Source organism: Botrimarina mediterranea, assembly GCF_007753265.1.
In the GTDB taxonomy this organism is placed as follows: Bacteria; Planctomycetota; Planctomycetia; order Pirellulales; family Lacipirellulaceae; genus Botrimarina; species Botrimarina mediterranea.
The window spans coordinates 3302261-3322248 of sequence record NZ_CP036349.1 but is presented as its reverse complement, the minus strand read 5'-3'; the positions used below and the strand labels follow the sequence as shown (position 1 = coordinate 3322248).

Annotated in this window: 11 protein-coding genes; 3 read left to right on the top strand and 8 right to left on the bottom strand. The window is 61.6% G+C overall.

Annotated elements, in window-relative coordinates; translation table 11 throughout:
- Positions 1–8: 8 nt before the first annotated feature.
- Genes Spa11_RS12805 through Spa11_RS12795 form a run of 3 tightly spaced genes read left to right on the top strand, consistent with a single transcriptional unit; the run spans position 9 to position 5040 of the window.
- Positions 9–659 carry an aspartate/glutamate racemase family protein gene (locus tag Spa11_RS12805; RefSeq protein WP_145112825.1) on the top strand — a complete coding sequence of 217 codons (651 nt, stop codon included), beginning with the start codon at positions 9–11 and terminating at the stop codon, positions 657–659.
- Positions 656–1972, top strand: a complete 1317-nt coding sequence (locus tag Spa11_RS12800) for a bile acid:sodium symporter family protein (protein WP_145112823.1) — start codon at positions 656–658, stop codon at positions 1970–1972. The genes Spa11_RS12805 and Spa11_RS12800 overlap by 4 nt, the downstream gene beginning before the upstream one ends.
- Positions 1969–5040: a DUF6298 domain-containing protein gene (locus Spa11_RS12795; RefSeq protein WP_145382929.1), complete on the top strand. Its 3072-nt coding sequence runs from the start codon at positions 1969–1971 to the stop codon at positions 5038–5040. Before Spa11_RS12800 ends, Spa11_RS12795 begins: the two co-directional genes overlap by 4 nt.
- A gap of 46 nt (positions 5041–5086) precedes the next feature.
- On the opposite strand, the gene Spa11_RS12790 is transcribed toward Spa11_RS12795, so the two are convergent.
- From Spa11_RS12790 to Spa11_RS12755, 8 genes are all read right to left on the bottom strand, one after another.
- Positions 5087–7126, bottom strand: a complete 2040-nt coding sequence (locus tag Spa11_RS12790) for a glycoside hydrolase family 127 protein (protein WP_197529363.1) — start codon at positions 7124–7126, stop codon at positions 5087–5089.
- A 1-nt stretch (position 7127) separates the two neighbouring features.
- A complete protein-coding gene (locus Spa11_RS12785) occupies positions 7128–8693 on the bottom strand; it encodes a DUF5060 domain-containing protein (RefSeq protein ID WP_197529362.1) in 1566 nt (521 codons plus the stop codon).
- A gap of 131 nt (positions 8694–8824) precedes the next feature.
- Positions 8825–11197: a glycoside hydrolase family 95 protein gene (locus Spa11_RS12780; protein ID WP_145112815.1), complete on the bottom strand. Its 2373-nt coding sequence runs from the start codon at positions 11195–11197 to the stop codon at positions 8825–8827.
- Positions 11194–12792: an MGH1-like glycoside hydrolase domain-containing protein gene (locus Spa11_RS12775; RefSeq protein WP_145112813.1), complete on the bottom strand. Its 1599-nt coding sequence runs from the start codon at positions 12790–12792 to the stop codon at positions 11194–11196. Before Spa11_RS12775 ends, Spa11_RS12780 begins: the two co-directional genes overlap by 4 nt.
- Positions 12764–14416, bottom strand: a complete 1653-nt coding sequence (locus tag Spa11_RS12770; RefSeq protein ID WP_197529361.1) for a pectate lyase family protein — start codon at positions 14414–14416, stop codon at positions 12764–12766. Before Spa11_RS12770 ends, Spa11_RS12775 begins: the two co-directional genes overlap by 29 nt.
- 43 nt (positions 14417–14459) lie before the next feature.
- Positions 14460–15092, bottom strand: coding sequence for a DUF3826 domain-containing protein (locus tag Spa11_RS12765; RefSeq protein WP_197529360.1), 633 nt, complete (start codon positions 15090–15092; stop codon positions 14460–14462).
- A gap of 26 nt (positions 15093–15118) precedes the next feature.
- Positions 15119–18247, bottom strand: coding sequence for an autotransporter-associated beta strand repeat-containing protein (locus Spa11_RS12760; protein ID WP_145112810.1), 3129 nt, complete (start codon positions 18245–18247; stop codon positions 15119–15121).
- Positions 18248–18471: 224 nt separating this feature from the next.
- Complete coding sequence (locus Spa11_RS12755; RefSeq protein ID WP_145112807.1) at positions 18472–19416, bottom strand: hypothetical protein; 945 nt, start codon at positions 19414–19416, stop codon at positions 18472–18474.
- Positions 19417–19988: the final 572 nt, after the last annotated feature.

Sequence of the window (19988 nt, the reverse complement as noted above, 5' to 3'; positions counted from 1 at the left end):
AGCGCAGCATGAAGAAACTCGGACTAATCCACACTTCGGCGACGCTCGTGCCAGTCTTTGCTGACCTGTGCAGTGAGTTACTCCCGGGCGTTGAGACGTTCAACATCGCTGACGACAGCCTAATCAAGGAAGTGATCGCAACCGGCCGACTTACACCGAGCGTATCGCACCGTGTCGCTAGCCACGTTTACGCGGCTCAAGAAGCGGGTGCGGACCAAGTGCTTGTGACGTGCTCATCGATCGGCGACGCAGTCGAGCGATCAGCGGCGTTGGTCGATATCCCGGTGCTGCGAGTCGATCAGCCGATGGCGGACGAAGCGGTGCGTATCGGTGGAAAGATCGGAGTCGCCGCCACGCTACCGACGACGCTCGATCCGACCACCGACCTCATCCGCCGTTGCGCCGCTGCGGCCGGCGCTGCGCCGATGATTGTCAGTCGTCTGTGCGATGGCGCCTTCGATTGCCTGATGTCTGGCGATTCCGAGAAGCACGACTCGATGGTCGCCGAAGCGCTGTTGGACCTCGCTTCGACCTGCGATGTGGTGGTGCTAGCGCAGGCGTCGATGGCCCGAGTCGTGAGTCAACTCGGCGACACAGCTCCGAAGACGCCAATCTTGTCGAGTCCCCGGCTTGCGATCTCTTACCTAGCGAAGAAGTGATCTCTGCGCTGATCCACCAATTGTTGCGGGCCTGTCTCGCCGTTGCGCTAGCGCTAGTTGCCTGTGCGGCAGGGCTGTATGTAGCTGGGTCCTATGACGGCGCTACGCTCGCACTAACGTCGGGTCTCGTGGCGCTGGCCTGCGGCTTCTCGAGCATCCCGGCATTACGTACGCTAACGTTTACAGCCTGGATCGTGGCGGCGGTCGTTACTGCTCTCCTGTCCCCGCAGGTGTTCCAACCTTTCGCGCCAGGAACGCCTCACTACAAGCTGCTCCTGCTGGTAGTGATTCAGGCGGTGATGTTTGGCATGGGGACTCAGATGGGGATTCGCGACTTTGTCGGCATCGCCCGGACGCCGTTGCCCGTGATGATCGGGCTCCTCTGTCAGTTCACCATCATGCCTCTTGTAGGCTTCGGCATCGCAATTGGCTTCCGGCTGCCGCCGGGGATCGGCGCGGGGATGGTCCTGATCGGGTCGTGTTCGAGCGGCTTAGCGTCGAATGTCATGGCCTACATCGCGAAGGCAAATCTAGCGCTATCAATAACTCTTACCGCCGTGGCGACGCTCTTGGCGCCCATCGTAACGCCCTTCTGGATGAAGACGATGGCAGCGTCGTTACTGGAGGGCACTGACGTTACGATCAGCTTCGTGAGCATGATGGCGAGCATCGTCAAGATTGTGATCGTGCCGACAGGAGCGGCCCTGGTGCACGATTATCTCCTTCGCGCCGATGTACGCGGAAAAGCGATAGCCTGGGGCGCCGCCCTAGCGGGCGTGGTGTTCTGCTCAGTGTATGTTGGCGGCGGCATTGTGATTTCCAGACCGAGCATCGCTCTCGGTGTCGATTTGTTCGCCTGGGTGCTCGGTGGGATCGCGTTTGGCGTCATCTACCACATCGTAGTTAGCGCCATGCCGCAGATTGCGAAGGCGATGCCTGCTCTCTCGATGGCGGGCATCATCTACGTTACGGGCATGACCACCGCCGAGGGCCGAGATCATTTGCTTGCGGTTGGCGTCGTGCTAATCGTCGCCGCTGGCATGCATAATTTCCTGGGATATCTGCTCGGATACGGTGTTAGCCGCCTCTTGGGGATGAACGAGCAGTCAGCGCGGACTGTAGCGATTGAAGTCGGTATGCAAAACGGCGGCATGGCGACCGGAATCGCCGCCGATATGGGCAAACTCGCCACGCTCGGCCTCCCCGCAGCGATCTTCATCGCTTGGATGAACGTATCGGGATCGCTGCTCGCCAACTACTGGCGCCGCCGGCCGCCCGTTGTCGTGGAATCCCATCAAGAGGTCGAGGCATGAAGACTTTCAGAATGCTTGCGCTATTATTTCTACTTTGCCCGGCGCCACCGGCTGTGGCCGCTTCGCCATCCGCGCCCGTTTCGCTCGGCGAAGAAGGCGAGCTAACGTATCAAGCTAACGAAAGAGGCGACCGAATCCCCGACTTCTCATCGTGCGGATACGCCGGCGCCGACGTTGACATCCCCTCGCCTCCGGCGCGAGTTCTTGTTGACGCCATCGAAGGCGACAACGGCGAACGCATCCAGGCGGCAATCGACTACATCGCTACTTTGGCGCCCGACGAAGACGGCTTTCGTGGGGCCGTTCTGCTAGGGCAAGGCATACACCGTGTCGCCGGTGAACTACAGATTGCAACAAGCGGCATCGTCTTGCGTGGCTCCGGCGCCGATCGCACGACGCTTATTGCGACAGGCAAAGGACGCAGGCCGGTAATTCGTATTCGGCCGTCTGGACACGATAGGTTGGCGACGGGTGAGCCGATCGGCATTCTTGACGACTACGTACCAGTCGGAGCGACGATCCTCAGGTTGCCGCCGGCGAACAGCCTAAAAGTCGGTGACGCCGTGTTAGTCACGCGCCCTGCCACCGCGGAATGGATCGAGGCCCTTGGCGCACGGGCGGACGGAGTTGGCTGGCGACCCGGAAGGTGCGACGTTCGCTGGGAGCGGACGGTTGCGGCTATCGACGGCGACCGCGTTACGCTTGACGCACCGGTGACGACCGCCCTTGACCGGAAATTCGGTGGCGCTCAAGTCGCGCTCGTGACGGAGAACCATCGACTACGTGAGATCGGCGTCGAAGACCTCACCCTGCGTAGCGAAACAGTGAGTGACAACCCGCTCGACGAGGAACACAGCTGGCACGGCGTCATCGCCAATGACGTGGAGAACCTCTGGTTACGCCGGATGCGCTTCGAGGGCTTTGCTGGTGGAGCCGTGCTGCTGCGGGAGGGGGTACGACACGCGACGGTCGAGGATTGCCTCGCGCTAACGCCCGTGTCTGAGATCGCCGGGTACCGCCGGCAGTCGTTCTTCACGCAAGGCCAGCAAACGCTCTTTCTACGCTGCTGGGCAGAAGAAGGCCGAAACGACTTCGCAGTCGGTCACTGTGCGCCGGGTCCAAACGCGTATGTAAACTGCTACGCCTACAACGCCCACGGCGATAGCGGGCCGCTCGAGAGTTGGGCCTCCGGCGTGCTCTACGACAACGTCCGAATCGACGGCGCCGACCTCGTTTTCACCAACCGCTGGCTCGACCCGCCCGGCGCCGGTTGGTCGGCCGCCAATTGCGTGGCTTTCCAATGCCAAGCCGCCCAACTGCACTGCTTCTCACCGCCGACGGCCCAGAACTGGGCCATCGGTTACTGGGCGCAGCCCGTGGGTGACGGGGTGATGTCAGGCCTCAGCGACTTCGTCCGCCCGCGAAGCCTATATAAGGCACAGCTTGCTGAGCGAATCGGCGAGGACGCCGCGAAGCGAGTGGAACCGCTGTTGCTTGACCCCGTCGAGTCCACCAGTCCGACCCTCGAGGAGACGCGACGTTTTGTCCAGCGATCGAATCGTCCCCTCAAGACACTGAGAGACGCGATCGAAGAGCGACTGTCGGCGGTCAAACCCCCCGATGATGACCGAAAGTTACATTTCAATTTGCTCGTCAAGACTCTAAGCAGTAGGCCGGCCCCGGAACGGCATGATTTGAAGATCGTCAATGGCTGGTTGACGATCGATGGTCAGGTGCTGACAGGAAATACCCTGAGCCCCACTTGGTGGAGAGGGGTAGTCCGGCCGGACGACGCCGTGGAATTCGGGCCGTCGATAACGCGCTGGGCGCCCGGCCGGTACGGCGTCGGACTAACCGACGATCTCGTCGCGGTCGCTGACGGTATGCGCGCCGCCGGCATCTCTGCGTACGACCATCATTACGGCCTCTGGTACGACCGCCGCCGCGACGACCACCTGTTGGTCCGCCGCGGGACGGCGAGCGTGGCTCCACCCTTCTTCGAGCAACCCTTCGCCCGCAGCGGCCAGGGCCGAGCGTGGGACGGGCTCAGCAAGTACGATCTGACGAAGTTCAACGCTTGGTACTGGGACCGGCTGCGAGACTTCGCTGAGCTCTGTGACGAGCGCGGACTCGTGCTGATGCATCAGTGCTATTTCCAGCACAACATTCTTGAGGCGGGCGCGCACTGGGCCGATTCCCCTTGGCGTCCGGCGAACAACCTCAACGAGACCGGTCTGACCGAGCCGCCGCCCTACGTCGGTGACAAACGCATCTTCATCGCTCATCAGTTCTACGACCCTGACAATGCAGAGTTGCGCAAACTGCACCGTGGCTATTTAGCGAAATGCGTTGAGAACTTCGTCGATAATTCGAACGTGATCCAGTTCACCAGCGATGAGTACACCGGGCCGCTAGAATTCACCGAGTTCTGGCTCGACCAGATGAAGGCGGCCGGCGCTCGTAAGCCTTTCATCGCTATCAGCGCCGCCAAGGACGTTCAAGACACACTGCTCGCCGACCCGAAGCGTCGCGACGCCATCGATGTTATCGACATCCGCTACTGGTGCTACGGGCGCGACGAGTCGCTATACGCCCCGCCGGGCGGCGCGAACATGGCGCCGCGACAGCACCTGCGACAATCGAAGGTCAAAGCCGGTGACTTCGCCTCGGTCGCCAGAGCCGTGCGCGAGTATCGCACCTATTACCCGACCAAGCCCGTGCTCTTCAACGCCAACCGATTCTGCAACACCCCCCGCGACGGTTGGGCCGTGCTGATGGGCGGCGGTTCGCTTGCCGACGTGCCCCCGCTGCCTGAGGAGTTGAAGCGGGCGCTCGTTGCAATGCGCCCCGCATGGAACCCTGGCGAGTCCGCGATGCGACTTGCCGACGACCGCGGTCACGCCGTCTGCTATGGCGTCGCTTCTGACGCTAGCTTCGTCGTAGAGCGACCAAGTCGCGTGCGATGGATCGACCGAAGTTCGGGAGAGTTAAGCGACGATGTCCGGGTCAGCAAAGGCGTGCGGCTTACGCTCGACGGTCGCGTCGCTTGGGTGACACCACTATATTGATTGACCCGAAGGGATAACAACGGGCATCGTCACACAACATTGCTGCCTAGTCAGGCGTCTTCCCGCGGGGAACCCACACCGTCATCTCTTCCCCGCCGCGGTTTCCCCAAGCGTAGTAGGGAATGAACTGCGCTCGAATCGTCCGCGTCGCTGTTTCAGTTGCCGGTCGATAGAGCGAGTCCCACGACTCCGGCTCGACCATCGGCAAGTCGGCTTCGATCACGGCCATGCCGTTGAGCAGATCGTCGTCGTAACGGACCGCAAAGTCGGCCGTGGGGTCGAGTCGCAGTTGGCCAACGGTAACCCCCGCCGGTAGATCGGCCGACTCGAGGCAGTAGACAATCGGCCCGCGCTTGATGGCGAGTTGTCCGCGGGTCTCTTCAACCAGGGGGTGTGACTCAAGGCAAACCACGGGCATCGGAATGGTCACGGAGACTTCATCACCAACGTTCCACGCGTGGCGAACCACGGCGAAGCCATCAACGACCTCGACCGCAACCGCTTCTCCGTTGACCTTCAACGACATATCAGCAGCCCAGCTAGGCTTCCGCAAGCGTAGGGTCCACGGTTGCTGAGGCGCGGTCTCGATCCGTATCCGGACGTGGCCTGACCAAGGGAACGCGGTTTCCTGGACCAATCGCAGCGTCTCCCCTTTGAGTTTCGTCTCTAGAACGCTCGCGCCATAGAGATTCACGGAGACAGCCTCGTCCGCCTTGCCGTAGGCATAGCCACCTAGTTGAGCGACGGTCCGCACGACATTCGGCGGGCAGCAGTACGACACGACAAACGGCTCACGCTGCCGTGACCACCGCAACTCAAGCGGCGGCGGGTCGGTGACGCGCAAGGGGTTCGTATAGAAGTAGTCGGTCCCCTCGAGACTCACCCCAGCAAGCACCGCATTGTGCATGGCGAGTTCGATCCAATCGAGGTGCCGCCCCTCACCCGTCGCTAGGTAACGCCGCCAATTCCACATCACCGCGCCGATCGCGGCACAGGTCTCGTTGTGAGCCGTCTCGCTAGGGAGTTGGTAGTTGCGGCCGTACGCCTGATGAATGCGGGTGATCTCATTCTGCTTGGGCGAACCGTCCGGTGAGGCCCCGTCGAACAAGGCGCCGCATGCGCCGGTGACATACAGCTTCTTCCGCGTCACGTTGTGCCAGACCGCTTCTAGCGCCGGCAGCAATCGCTCGTCGCCCGTTTCAAGGTACATGTCCGCGGCGCCGGCAAAGAGGTAGTTCGCGCGAACCGCGTGACCAACGGCTTCGCGTTGGTCAACGAAAGGGATGCGGTCCTGATTGTCATCCCCTCCCCCACCGCCGACGCCCGCGGCGACGTTGCGAAGGTCGATTACCGTCTGCGCCAACAGCAGGTAGCGGTCATTCCGCGTGGTGCGATAGAGTTCGATCAGCCCCATGTAGTGCGAGGGGCATACCGCCTGCCGCGACATCTGCGGCGTCGGGTTGGCGAAGGCCTTTTCGAGGAATTGCGCGGCGCGCTCGGCGGTGTCGAGCAATTCTCGCTTTCCGGTTGCGCGATAGTGCACGCAGCCGGCTGTCATCAGGTGACCGAGGTTGTAGACCTCGAAGTCGTTGCGGTCCGCAAACGGCTTCGCCGCAGCGTCACCATTCCGCTGGCGGATCAGAACGGGTGTGTGCAAGTAGCCATCCTTTCGTTGAGCGGCGACGACGGCGCGGACTGACTTATCAATGGCGGCTTCCAACTCGGCGTTCGGCTCGCAAGCAATAGCAGTCGATGCCGCCTCGATCCACTTGTAGAAATCGCCGTCATTCCACGGGGCGCCGTGGTAGTCTCCCTCCATATCGCCGGCGGCAATCAGGAAGTGCTCATAAAACGGCTTGTACTTTGAGCCCCGCATCAACTCCCACATCGCGGGGATTGAACGCTCTCGGCACACTCGCGCCCGGTCGGCCCAAAAGCCGTCCGTCCAAGTCACCTCATCGACGGCAACCGGCTGAACAACGGCGCGCGGGCTCGCCGCCACGTCCGCGACGACAAGGGATTGGGCTTGCGTCCTTGTGCTGAACGGCGCCACGACGGCAACGATCAATGCGAGCGATCTAAGCAACTCAGTTCTCCTGCACCCGTGTGATCCGGAGGGCGATCCACGGTTTGCCGGGTAGGTCGACCAACTTGCCCGCCTCGTCCTTGAACAGATACTGTGAGTGCTGCTTGGTAACGAACTCGCCTTCGACCGGCGAGACGGTCATGTTCCAAGTGTCGAGCACCTCGACTTTGAACCGCATGCCATCTGCTAAGTCGTGCTTCGGGAGACAGAACTCCCACGAATCGGGCGTCTGTTCGCCCAGGTAAACCAAGTAGTAATCTCCCGGCTGTCCGGCGATGTTCGGGTGCTGCCACTTGTCGATCTGATCAATCCCCTCGGCGGGTGAGCCATCGAGCACCTTCTTTAAGAAGGCGATCCGCTGCGGGCTCTCGCCCTTGAGCACGCCTCCCTTTGCCCACCAGAGCACATCGTCGTCCGCTAAATAGCACTCGCCGTGAGTGACGTAGCAGCCGGCGATCGTCCCTTCCCAGAAGCGATGCACCATCTCCTCCGCAGAGAGGTTGCCCCATCGCAGCGGGATGTCGCCCTCATACTTGACCTCATCGAGCAGAATTGGCTTAGGGTAAACGTCGCGGTACAGCGCCGCGCGGCCCGCTTCCTCGGCGGCCGAGCCATTCTGGATGCTGGCGTGCGTCAAGTAGGGATGGTTGTGGTCGTAGAGCTCCCAGCCGTTGTGAATTCCGAGCAGCTTGCCGTAGGGGTCGGCGTCATGCACAACGCCGATCATCCGCGTCCAGTCGTCGCGAGTCTTGTTCTTGTCGAAGTCCCACTCGTTCGCCATTGACCACCACACATTGCGATAGGCGCCGAGCCTCGCGACGATGTACCGCAGATAGAAATCGCAAGCCTCCGGAGGCATGTTGTCGAAGCCCCAGCGGCCATTATCGTAGGGGTGCAACAAAATCAGATCGACTTCGATTCCCATCTCGCCAAGCTGCGTGATCCGTTTCTCAAGGCTACGGAAGAAGGCGGGATTGAAGCGCGAGAAGTCCCACTGGTTGGGCGCCGTCCCCTCGTAAGCGTACTGTGGCGGATCGACTTCGTTCCACGAGTACCACTTGGGAAAGACGCACATGCGGATCTTGTTGAACGGCGCCGTGGCGAGTGTTTCGAGCGTCTTCTCTTGAAGCTCTTCTGTCTGCGAGGTCCAGGCGTAACAGGTGGTGCCGACCGGCTTATAGGCCGTGCCGTCGGCGTAGGCGAAGTGGGCTACGTGCGCCACCTCGACTGGCCCGTGGTTGCCCTCGGACAGCGCGCCGACCTCGAAGGTCCCTTCCTTGCCTTTCAATTCAGCGGCATTGCTCACCGTCGAGTACGACCACTCGCCGGTCGTAGGCGGGCAGAACCGAATGCGATAGGCGCCGTCCCCGTCGTAGAATCCGGTGACGTCGATGCGACGATCACCCTGCTCGAACGTTGCCGATAGGTTGACGCCGAGAAAAGGGTTACCGGCCGTCGGGCCCTTCAGTTCGATCTCATAAACGCCCCATCGTTCGCAGTCTGCGGCCAGTAAGAATGTAGGGGCGAGCACGAGGCAGCATACCAGAAGTGATCGGGTCGCTTTCACGGCTTTCGTAGTGGCTCGAGTTGGTCGGGAGGACTGGCAAACGCCCAACGAGCATCGCGTGTGATCGCGAGCGTCGATTGATGGCGGTGTATCGAAGGCTGTTGCTGGCTTATTCGCGAACATTCTCGTTATTATCGGGAGCTCGTTTCGAGGAGGTCGGCGTCAAGGCTTGTCGATTCGTTACTGCCCAGGTGCAGTTGCACTTGTAGGTCGCCATAAGCCAGCGTCGCGGGCTTGCCGAGCAGTGACTTGACGTGGCACTCGGAAAGTACGCCGTCAAGCCATTCGATAGCCACTTCGAAGCCGTCGCGCGTGCGGAGGCCGCTGACTTTGCCCTCGGGCCAAGCACTGGGCAGCGCCGGGAGCAGTTCAATCAGTCGCTCGCCATCAGCGGTAACGCGGTGCGACTGCACGAGCATCTCGCAGACCCCAGAGGTCGCCCCGTAGTTGCCATCGATCTGAAAGGGCGGGTGGGCGTCGAACAGGTTTGCGTAAAGGCCGCCGCCGCGGTGCTTCGACTTGGGCGACCCGGTTAGCGTCATCAAACCATCGAGCACTTTGTAAGCGTGATCGCCGTCACGGAGTCGCGCCCAAAAATTTACTTTCCAGGCGCGCGACCAGCCGGTGCCCTCATCCCCTCGCATTTCGAGCGATCGCTTCGCCGCCGAAAACAGCTCAGGCGTCTCGGGGGAAATCTCAACGCCAGGGTGCAGCCCCCACAGATGTGAGACGTGGCGGTGATCATTTTCCGGATCGTCAACGTCCTCGAGCCACTCTTGGAGCTGGCCATGCTTGCCGATCTGGTTAGGAGCGATACGGGCTCGCAGAGCGAGAAGTTCCTTCCGTAAGTCGTCATCGACTTGCAGGACTTCACTCGCCGCGATGGTATTCGCGAAGAGGTCACGGATGATCTGGTGGTCCATCGCGGGCCCCATGACCAGGCCTCCCTGCTCTGGCGAATTGCTCGGCCCACTGATCAACCACCTGTTTTCACTCCGCGGGTCTTCGGCGAGATACGCCGCGAAAAACTGGGCCGCGCCTTTCATCAACGGATAGGCCGTTTCACTTAGAAACGCCTCATCCCCCGTGTAGAGGTAGTGCAGCCAGAGGTGTTGACAGAGCCACGCGCCGCCAGTGGGCCAGATGCCGTGATTGCTGGCGTTGATCGGCGCGGCGCCGCGCCAGCGGTCGAAGTTGTGGTGAAGCACCCACCCCGGTGCCGCGTAATGTTCGCGGGCGACTTCGGCGCCGGACTCAGCCAACTCGGAAAGCGCGGCGAACAGCGGCCCGTTACACTCACCGAGGTTGCACGGCTCGGTGAGCCAGTAGTTCATCTCGGTGTTGATGTTGACCGTGTACTTGCTCCCCCACGCCGGAGAGAGGTCTTGATTCCACAAGCCCTGCAAGTTTGCCGGCTGCCCTCCAGGACGACTCGATGCGATCATCAAGTAGCGGCCATAGTGAAACACTAGCGCCGCGAGATCCGGATCAGCCGTCGTCTTCGAAGCGATGAGCCGTTCGTCGGTCGCCTGCTTGAGCGCGGCTTCAGAGGTCCTGCCGATTTGGAGGTCGACACGATCAAACAGTTCGCGGTGGTCAGCGACATGCCGGCGATATAAGTCGCCTGACGAGCGTTCGGAAGCCGCGTCGAGATCAGTGGCGGCGAGCGCCGACGGATCAGCCGTGAGATCGCGGAAGTCAGCAACGTTAGTCGCCGCCGCCAGCAAGAGCGTCGCATGCGTCGCCCCACTGACACGCATTGAATCGTTGGAAACCACAACCTCACCGTCTGTCTCGACAACCCGTAGGCGAGCGGCGAACCGTACTTGCCCCTCGGCGCGATCGGCGCCGCCGATGTTGGCGTCGTTCACCAGTGCGCGACGTTCGATCGTCGTCTCGTCAACAACGGCCGCTTCGTTGCGAGTGTGAGGAGTCGGCAGACTCGCGGTGAAGGCAAGGGCGCCGACCTTTTCGGCCTTGAGCGTGACGACGACGACCTGGTCCGGAAAGCTGGCAAAAACCCGTCGCTCGAAACGGACATCGTTTGCCGTGTAGGTAGTCGTAGCGGTTGCAGTCTTTAAATCGAGATTCCGGTGGTAGCTCTTCACCTGCTCAGGGTCGATCCCTTCGAGCTTCAGTCGAAGGTCCGCCATCGGTTGGTAGAACTGCTGACGCAGTGGCACGGACATGAACTCACGCTCGGCGAGTTGCTCTGCCTCACGCTGTTTCCCCTCGAACAGCAGCTTGCGGATCTCTCCGAGATATTGAGCGGCGCCGGGGCGGGCGTAGCTATGCGGACCGCCGGTCCAAACAGAACTCTCGTTGACTTGCAGCCGTTCCTCGGCGACTCCGCCAAAGACCATGGCGCCCATCCGCCCATTCCCAACCGGAAGGGCTTCGACCCATTCCTTAGCGGGTTGATCGTAGAGCAATTTCCAACGGCCATCGGCGTAACTAGGCGATGTCCATAGAGCAACGATTAGCAAGAGGAACAGACGCATCATTCTGAAGAGGTGCCCCGGGATAAGTTCACCGCCAAGCGGCCTAGCTGCGGAGAGTGAGCCTCCATTTTACCATCAATCCACACGGAGAGACCGGCGATTCGGTCATAGCGAGTTCCATCGCGATCCCAGAGGATGCATAGTTGGCGGCCCCGATATGGTACGCCGTCGAGGCAGAACCAATCCCAGGCGTCGGCGGGCAGCATCGGGTCAACAACAACCCTGCTATCGTCCTGCGGTATCACCCCGGCGAGCCCCGTGATAACGAGGTCGCAGAACGTCGAGTGATTGTAGTAGCGACTCCGCTTCTCTTTTTCGCCGGTGATCAGCCAATCTCCAGTGACCTCGTCGTGGTACTCGCCGATATAAGCCACGCCGTCCCTCTGATGCGATGCGGCGTAGCGGATTAGGTGCTCGAAGTAGTCGCGACGCGTGACATTGGTTTGCTCAGGGCCCCGGAGCACGACCGCCATTGCCCCGAGCGTTTGACTCGTAGCAAACGGCCAGACGGCGCCGTCCCACTCGCACGTGCCAACCCCCCGCGTACGGAACGACGGGTGGCGGCGTTCTGCGGTCGTCAGCCCGGCGGGAGCCCAGAAGCCATCGTGATCTTGTGTCTGTCGCCAGGCCTCGCTGTGGGCGGGGCCCGCTAGGCCATGAAGCCAAGGGAGGTATCCGATCGCCTCGCGCGCGTCCGAGAGCTTATCCGATTCGAGCCGCACCTTAAAGAAATTGGCTTTGGCGTCCCACATTGCCTCGACGGACTTGGCGGCGAGCGTGTTGGCCTTCTCTTCAAACTCGACGGCAACCTCGCCGCGACCTGCGTCACGAGCAATGTGGGCGATTGCGCGGGCGTTGCCCACCATGTAACTGTTGATCGTCGGCCGCACGTTCTGCACATGACGCCCCCCGCTGATGGACTCCTCCATGCCGTCGGCGACGTCGCGCTGCCAGAAGAGACCGCTGGGAAGTAGACGTTCCTCTTCCCAGCTGTAGTAGTCAGCTACCAACGCGTCGAGCAAATCGATCGCGAACGCGTCATCGCCTGTCACTCGACGCCGCCCGTCGATCGCGGCTGCGATCCAGCCGCTGAACTTGTGCAAATGCGGCTGCGGTCCACCGTTGGGACCTTCGGTGAACCAGAAACGCAGGTACTCGTCGAGCAGAGCCTTGTCCGCCAGCCAACGCCCCTCGGCGATGTGATGACCGATCGCGCAAGCGATCGTGTTGTGAGCGCCCGCATGGCTGACCGGCGTGATAAACTCCGTCAGGACGCGGCCATCGGGCGTCGCCTTGATGTGCTTGCGATACGTCCACCAGCGGTAGTAGTACGTCTCGACGAAGCGGCCCGAAGGGCAGTCGAACCGAGGTGTATTCGAGGCGATCCACTCCGCGGCCGCGGCGTTGGGAACGAGATTAATAGCCGATTCGTTGTCGGCGGCGTTGAACCGCTTAACAAAGTTGGCGCTGTGGTCGCGAGGAAGGATGGCGTCGCTTGCCGGGGCGACGGCCGCGCCTACAGCAAGCGAGGCGACGATCGACACGCGAGCGACGAATCCCTTCGCAAGCTCAGAAGCTCTGCCAGAAGAGATCGACATAAGTACGTGGGGCGGGCCAGTCTTTCAGCGGCGCCGTCGGATCGATGCCGTTGACAAAGTCTTCGATGTTGGTGTAGCCGTCGCCGTTGAGGTCGCCGCCGGCGTCGGAAGCATCGTTCGGATTGAGGCCGTTGGACTGCTCCCAATCGTCGGGCATCCCGTCAGAGTCGGCATCGGCATAGGGCTCGCCCTTGTACTCGGGATAACCCCCAACCTGCGCGATGTCGGTGATAATCCCATTCCCTTCCTCGTACGTCACCGTCCCCGTGCGGACCATCTCGACGATCCGCTCATCGACCGGGTCTCGCTTAGGCAGCGTCGCGCCGGCGTTCTTGAGCACCGAGGCGTAGGCGTCCTGCGCCGACTCGATCTCCAAGTACGAGTGCGGATAAGGCTCTTCGGAGCGGATCATAGTGAGGGCCTCGTCCTGCGAGAGGACGCGGACGCCCTTCTTCAGCGGTTCGCGCGGCTCGGGGATATCGACCTGCACGCCGCCATCCCAGTTGTCAGCCGTAACGCGCTCGTTCCCTTCGACAATGTTGCCTTCAACGTAGGCCTTACCATAGTCGAGCAAGTAGTACGAACTGCGACGTTGTTCGGGCTTGAGGATCCGATGGCCGATAGGCTCATCCCGGGGCGTCACCGGTCCCGGTTTGTAGTAGTTGTTGATAATCGAATAGAAGCTGAGGTGATCGCCGCCATCAACGGTGCGGTGACGCCAATTGTAAAGCACGTTGTTCGCAAACGTGAAGTCGTAGTTCATTCCGACGCTCGGGTTGCGGCCCGTGTTGCACGCCCAGAGATTGTGGTGGAATGTGCTGTTGTACCCGCCGAGCGTGCTGCCGAAGGCGTGGTTGTAGGTGTCGAGGCCCTCACTGAAGATCGAGTTCTGGATCGTGATATTCACAGTCGGCAGTTTCAGCTGGGGACCACCGTCGGGCGGCTGATACATGTGGCGGTACATCGACAGGTTCTCGTCGAGGCCCCAACTCGCTGAGACGTGATCGATCATTATGTTGCCGACCGGGTTGCCGCCGAGCGAGTCGTTGCGATCGCCGACCCAAGTGTCGCCGCGGCGGAACCGCAAGTGACGGATCACCACATCGTGCGTCTCGAGTTCGACCGTGTCGCCGGCGATGCAGACGCCGTCGCCTGGAGCCGTGGCGCCGTTGATGGTGATGTACGGGGCGCGGACAATCAGGCGGCTCTTGAGCTCGATGATCCCCGCGACGTTGAAGACGACAATCCGCGGCCCGCCCGCTTCGAGCGCCTCGCGGAAGCTCCCCGGCCCGCTGTCGGCGAGCGTCGTGACGACAAACACCTTGCCGCCGCGACCGCCGAAGCTGTACATGCCGCCCCCATGGGCGCCGGGGAAGGCCGGGATATCGGCTTGAGGCAGGTCTTTCGGACGCCGAGCGCCGGGTAGGTAAGGTTTGCCGGCCTTCTCGCCCGCATCGATCGCCGGTAGCGCCTTCTCCCACGCCTCGTCCGAGCGGCGGAAGACTTCATCCAGCCGAACGCGGCTCTCAGCAGCCACGTCCTGTGTGATCTTCGGATACTGCCCTTCTGCCAATGGGCAGACGGATACGAAGAGGGCGACTACGCAAAGTAGACGAATACTCAAAGCAAACTCCCATCTGGTTCGGACGCGTTGCAGGCGTCGCGCATTACTTCGCTTGTTCGGCCGCCCGACGCTTGGGCAGATCGCGTTCGGCCTGCTTAAGATCGATGCCGGCGGCGGACAGGCGGTTGTTGATCCGGCCTTTGTACTTGCCAAACCAGCCGTGCTTCTCGTCAGACGAGCCCGCGTCCATCGCATATTCGCGTGCTTCCAACAAGTTAGCGAGGATCATTCGCTTCTGCTCGTCGCTAAGGTTTGGCACAAGCCGCAGATACCCCTCGTAGGTTATCGGAACCACACCGTAGGTCATGCCGTTCTTCACGCCATCCACTTGCTGCGGCGTCAGCTCTGCCGAGAGAGTTGCAATGAACTTGCGATGGTGTTCGACAACAACGCGGTGCGACGCGTCCCGGATCGCCTGAGCGTCTGAGCCCTCCTCTTCTAGGGCGGCGTCACGAGCGGCGTGCGCGTCGCTTAAGTCAACGTATTGGTCGGCGATCAAACCGACAACGCGATCACGCTGCCCGCTGTCGGAGATATCGAGTGCTGCGACGATCCGCTCGGCGCGTTGCGTGACGGTCTTTCGATAGGCGTCGTTGGTCTGTGCGACGGCAACGCCGCTACCCATCGCCGTCCCCATGCCGATCGCGGCAAGAAGCAGCGATCGGCTGAAAGCCATGCAGACGGCCCCTTTCATCCCGCGGTTCATGCCGCCTTCCGACGCGAAAGGAAGCCGACGGCTGCGATGCCGGCTAGCACGAGGGCAGTCGGCTCCGGAACACTGAGCGACGAAGCTTCGGCGGGCGGCGGCTCGGTGGCGCCGTAGTTCTCCGCCCACTGCGTGTACTGAGCCGCCCCGACGACGCCACCGACCAGGTCGTTGATGAGCGTTCCATCGGGCTGGCCGACATTGTCGCGGTACACCGTGTAATCCGCCGCGTTCACAATGCCATCGTTGTTGTAATCGCCCGGGATGGCGGTAAGGACCAGCTCGGTGACATTAAGAATGCCCGTGCCGGCGAAGTACGAGCTCTTGAACATGGCCGACGAGGCGAGCGAGCCATAGGTGCCGATCGCCTGCGAGGCCCCGTCGAGGAACAGTGCGCCGATCGTATCGGAACCGACGAAGCTCAGGTCGAAGATCGCGCCGCTGTCGATCATCACGTCAGCCGTATCCGCAAGATACGCATTCGTGATGCTCAGGGTGCCCTCTTCGACCATCGTGTCGCCCGTGTAAGTATTGGCCGCATCCAGGATCCACTTGCCCGAGCCGGTCTTGGCAACGTTGACGGCCGCAGTCGGAGAATCGGCAATAACCGGACGCAGAGTGTTATTCGCGGTGCTGCTGCCAGTGAGAGTGAAGGTACGCTCGACGTCGATGAACGTGAACTGCGAAGGCGTCGACGAGCCGGCAAAAAGGTTGACGGGGTCGCTGAACTGAACGCGAGTTGGGCTCTGAATCGCGGTAATCGTGATCACCTCGTCGTCATCCGAACCGCTTTCCGTCAAGTGCTGATGGGCGATCTGCATCCCGGGCACCAAGTCGCTGGTGTCTGCAATCCCGTACGCGACCGATTGGCTCGACGGCGTAATGCCGGCTTGGAAGGAGAAGGCGAAGCCATTGATGACGCCATCGCGGGCTTCGGCGGTGTCGATCGTCAGGGCGCCGGTGTTGTTGAAGACCAACGCGCCCGAGCCCGAGGCGTCGAGCGTCGCCCCCCGAGTACCAATCGTGAAAAGTCGATCGGTGCTCGCCGCGGCGCCCTCGTATCGGAGGGTGCCGCCCTGAATGTGTAGATTGCTTGCTGCATTGCTCGACGAACCGATGCTGCTGGCGGCGCCGCCGTTGGCGAGCGAAGTGACCGTCAGCGTGGTGCCATTGAACTGGCTGCCGGCGACGCCTGCGTCCACAGCGGCGGCGTCTTGGTTGGTCGTCATCGAGCGCCCTTGAATGCGTGTGGCGCCGGTGTAGTTGTTGTTGGCGGTAATGCGAACGCCGCCCAGTCCTTGCCGATCACCGAAGTCATGACCATTCATGACGACCAGCGAGTTGGCGCCGGTAAGCTGATTCGCGTTCGGAAGGGTAATGACACCCGACCCGCCGCCGAAGCGGTAGGTGTTGTTTGCCGGCGTTACCGTGCCAGTGTACGACATTCCCTGCTCTGGAGCAGCGACCGACATATCGGCGGCGTTGACAAGATTGCCGGCAGTGAAATTGAGGTTCACTCCCGACTCTGACGCCGTGAGCATCAGACCGCCGGTTGCATAGTCATCCGTGCGAACCACGTCGCCTTCCGGGGGCAGGGCCCGTTGGGCTCGGTTATTGAGTTTGCCCAAGAGAATGGAACTATCGGGACCGGTGGCCGTGCCGTTGTCGAGTCCCACGGCGCCCCCGGTCGATTTAATTTTCTGCGATGCGCCCAAGTCGGCGCCCGTCGCGAAGTGGACATTCGCCCCTTGCACGTAGGTGAAGCCACGGTAGGTGCTGATCTGCGGCGTGTCCTGGATGCTCCCTTGCAGGTAAACGGCGCCGGTGCCGCGGAAGCCGAACGAACGCTCGGCGTTGGCGTTCTCGGGAAGGTCGTCAGACAGATGGTCCTTCATCAGGCCCGTGACCACGGTCTTCCCCGAGCCATCGAACGTATAGATGGTGTCGCCGCCCGGGATGGGATTGGTGTCGGCCGGACTCTGGTCGTCGGCCGCTTGGGTGCCCGATAGCGTCAGGGTCTTGCCCGCGGGTAGCAGGTTGATGAAACCGCGCGAGTTGGTATTCGCAACGTCGCCAGTGAAGGTCAGGCTGTTCTCGCCCTTAATCGTCACCCACTGTGACAGTTGAACCGGCGCGCTAACGATGCGGCTGTCGCTGTCGGAGATCAGGTTCACACCGAGCGTGTTCGTTTGATTGTTCTGCTTGAAGTTGCCGGTCGTTTCGGACCCGAGGGCGGTGTCGCTGGCAAGCAGATACGTGCCCCGCCCGATGCTGATCCCGCCATTCAGGTCGCCGTTGTCGCCGCTGATGACAACATAGCTGGAACCGCCACCCGTCCGGGGGCCCACCTGCATGCTGCCCGTGCCAGAAAAGTTGCCCTGGAGTAGCAATGTACCTGTGGACGAGGTGCTCTGATTAAAGGCAAAGTCGACCGGATTGGCGCCCTCTGTCGATGTGAAGAGGTCGTCAATCGTATGATCGCCTGTAACCGTCAACGTCCGTCCAGGCGCTCTCATACTCAGCACGGTCGTACGATCCGTGTTGGTGAATTGGATCGGCCCACTGATGGTCAGGTCGTTGGTCATGAGGTCGTCCCCGTAGGAGCCGACCTCCAGCACGTCACGGATCAGGATTGGCGCCGTGATGACGTTGGTCGAGCCGGCGACTCCGCCGCTGATGATCAACGCGTTGCTGTTGTTGTAGGAGGGGGTGATGTCGTCGGGTTCGCCGGGGGTCGTGGGGACGACGTAGTTGTCCTCGTTGTTCTCCATCACGAGCCGACCACCGGCTCCGGCGGAGATCGTCGTCGTCACTGGGCCCGCCGTGCCGCCAAGTTTGAGCGCAGCCACCGTGACGTCGCTCGTGCCAACGCTGAGGTTGAGGTCGGCGCCCAGCGGAACCGAGACGTTGGCGCCGGTGACGTTCTCAATCACCTCTGGAACGGTATCGACACGACCGGGATCGTTGGGGAACGTCGCGGGGCTCCAGTTGCCGTCGATCTGCCACTCCTGAGAGCCGGTCAACGCGGGGTTCCAGTTGGTGTAATCGATCTGCGCGAGCGTTTCGCCATTCGTCAAGCAAACAAGCGTCGTCGCAGCCGTGACGAGAAATCCCCAACGAGCCATGGGAAGCGTGCCTCTATGCGGGAACTGAAAAGAAGGATGGCAGAAAAGGGACCCGCCGCTGGCTGAGTCCGCCTCTCGCTCTATTCTAGTCAACGAGGTCGAGCGACCGCCCGTTGCGCGTGGGCTTATTTCAAGACAGCCAACGCCTGAAAAGAAACCGGGGCCCCCAAGCGATGCCTGGGAGCCCCGGTAGTCAGATCAAGTCGAACTTCCAGCGGCTGCGATCAACCGCGGCGACGGGCGCCCGCCAGACCGGCCAGGGCGCCGAGGCAAAGCAATGCGGCGGTCGGCTCAGGAACCTGAACCAGCAGCAACGCCGGCGAGAAGGCGCCGGTGCTGTTGTCGGCGGACGACCAAGGACTGCCCAAGGCGTTGTTGGCGTCGAGCACGTCCGCGTCGAAGTTCGGGTCGGCATTCAGCGTGACCTGTTCCTTGGGATTGAACAGGTAGTTGAAGTTGATCCACTGGGTGAGATACGAGAACACCGGATCGCCGCTGTGAAGGACGTGCGAGACGATGGTCACTTCCGAGTCGCCGTTGTCGATGGCCGCTTGGACGAAGGCGTCGAGCGCAGCGCTCTCGAACTTGAACTCACCACCGACGGGGTTCCAGTTGGACCCCGCAATTCCCAAACCGGCGTCGCCAACGTCCGAGAAGGACTTGGTGCCGAGGAACGTCAAGTCGGAGTTCAGGTCGCGGGTGCCAACGTTCGCGTCGCCAGGGAAGTTGATGCCAGGAGCGTTCGCGTACGTAATCGTCGATTCATCCCAGGTTTGTCCGGACGCCAGACCGTAGAATGCCATGCCCGTACGAAGCGCGGGGTTCGGCGTCTGGAGGTCCATGACGCGGGCCGACGTCATGTTGTTGTTACGGTACGTCATCCGGAACGCCGTCTTGCCATCGCCGGGCATCTGGGCGTTCGTCAGGTCGATCTTCACGTAGATCAGACTATTACGGTCGCCGCCATCGCCGGGATCGCCCTGCGGCGCGGTGTTCTTGATCCGCGAGGCAATCTCGGTGCTCGTGCCGCGGTTCTGAGTCGGGGCCGATTCACGGACTTCGGCGTCGGCGCCATTCCCGTAGTTCGTCGGCACCCAGATCGAGGCCGACAGCGCAGGTGCGCAGAACGCTCCCGCTAGGAAGAGGGAGAACAATCGTGTGCATCTCATGAGGTCACTCCGCGGAAATGAAACTAGGCGTCGAGGGATGAGTTGCCGTGAGGCTTTCAGACAAGGGGGGAGGCCGTGATGCTAGCCCAGCGATCAGCAGCGTACGCTACTGGACTCGCGTAGCAAAGCCGACCTGCCTAGCCGAGCAGCCCGATGAGGGCCCCTCAGATGGGCGGGCAAGCCTCCATCCGCACTATCACTCTAACCAGGGTGAGTTGAATTCCGACACACTAGGACAGCCCTATTTTAGGACAATTGGATGCAGGCTTAAGTGCTTTTGCCACAAAGGGTTAGGGGGCCTGCTATTGCCGCAACCGTGAAGCCACATCGCGGGATGTCTTGATCCGGGGCTAACCAATCGCCTCGTAACTCAGACCGAATCCATCTCGCGGCGATGTTCCCCCCAAACGGACGCCCCGGTTCGATCCTTACACTGCCTAAGTGCCCAACAAGGACCAAAGGGGTTCACAATTCCGCCAGATTCGCCCTAAAAGCCTCGAAGATGTCATCCATCGATCAGTTCGCCGCCGCCCCGGCGGCCAAGCCGGTGAAACCCGTCACGTGTCCCGCCC

What these genes read in the sequence shown, in the direction of transcription:
- Spa11_RS12780 (WP_145112815.1), bottom strand. Translation starts at nt 11,197, where the DNA reads ATGATGCGTCTGTTCCTCTTGCTAATCGTTGCTCTATGGACATCGCCT.
- Spa11_RS12775 (WP_145112813.1), bottom strand. Translation starts at nt 12,792, where the DNA reads ATGTCGATCTCTTCTGGCAGAGCTTCTGAGCTTGCGAAGGGATTCGTC.
- Spa11_RS12760 (WP_145112810.1), bottom strand. Translation starts at nt 18,247, where the DNA reads ATGGCTCGTTGGGGATTTCTCGTCACGGCTGCGACGACGCTTGTTTGC.
- Spa11_RS12765 (WP_197529360.1), bottom strand. Translation starts at nt 15,092, where the DNA reads ATGGCTTTCAGCCGATCGCTGCTTCTTGCCGCGATCGGCATGGGGACG.
- Spa11_RS12755 (WP_145112807.1), bottom strand. Translation starts at nt 19,416, where the DNA reads ATGAGATGCACACGATTGTTCTCCCTCTTCCTAGCGGGAGCGTTCTGC.
- Spa11_RS12795 (WP_145382929.1), top strand. Translation starts at nt 1,969, where the DNA reads ATGAAGACTTTCAGAATGCTTGCGCTATTATTTCTACTTTGCCCGGCG.
- Spa11_RS12805 (WP_145112825.1), top strand. Translation starts at nt 9, where the DNA reads ATGAAGAAACTCGGACTAATCCACACTTCGGCGACGCTCGTGCCAGTC.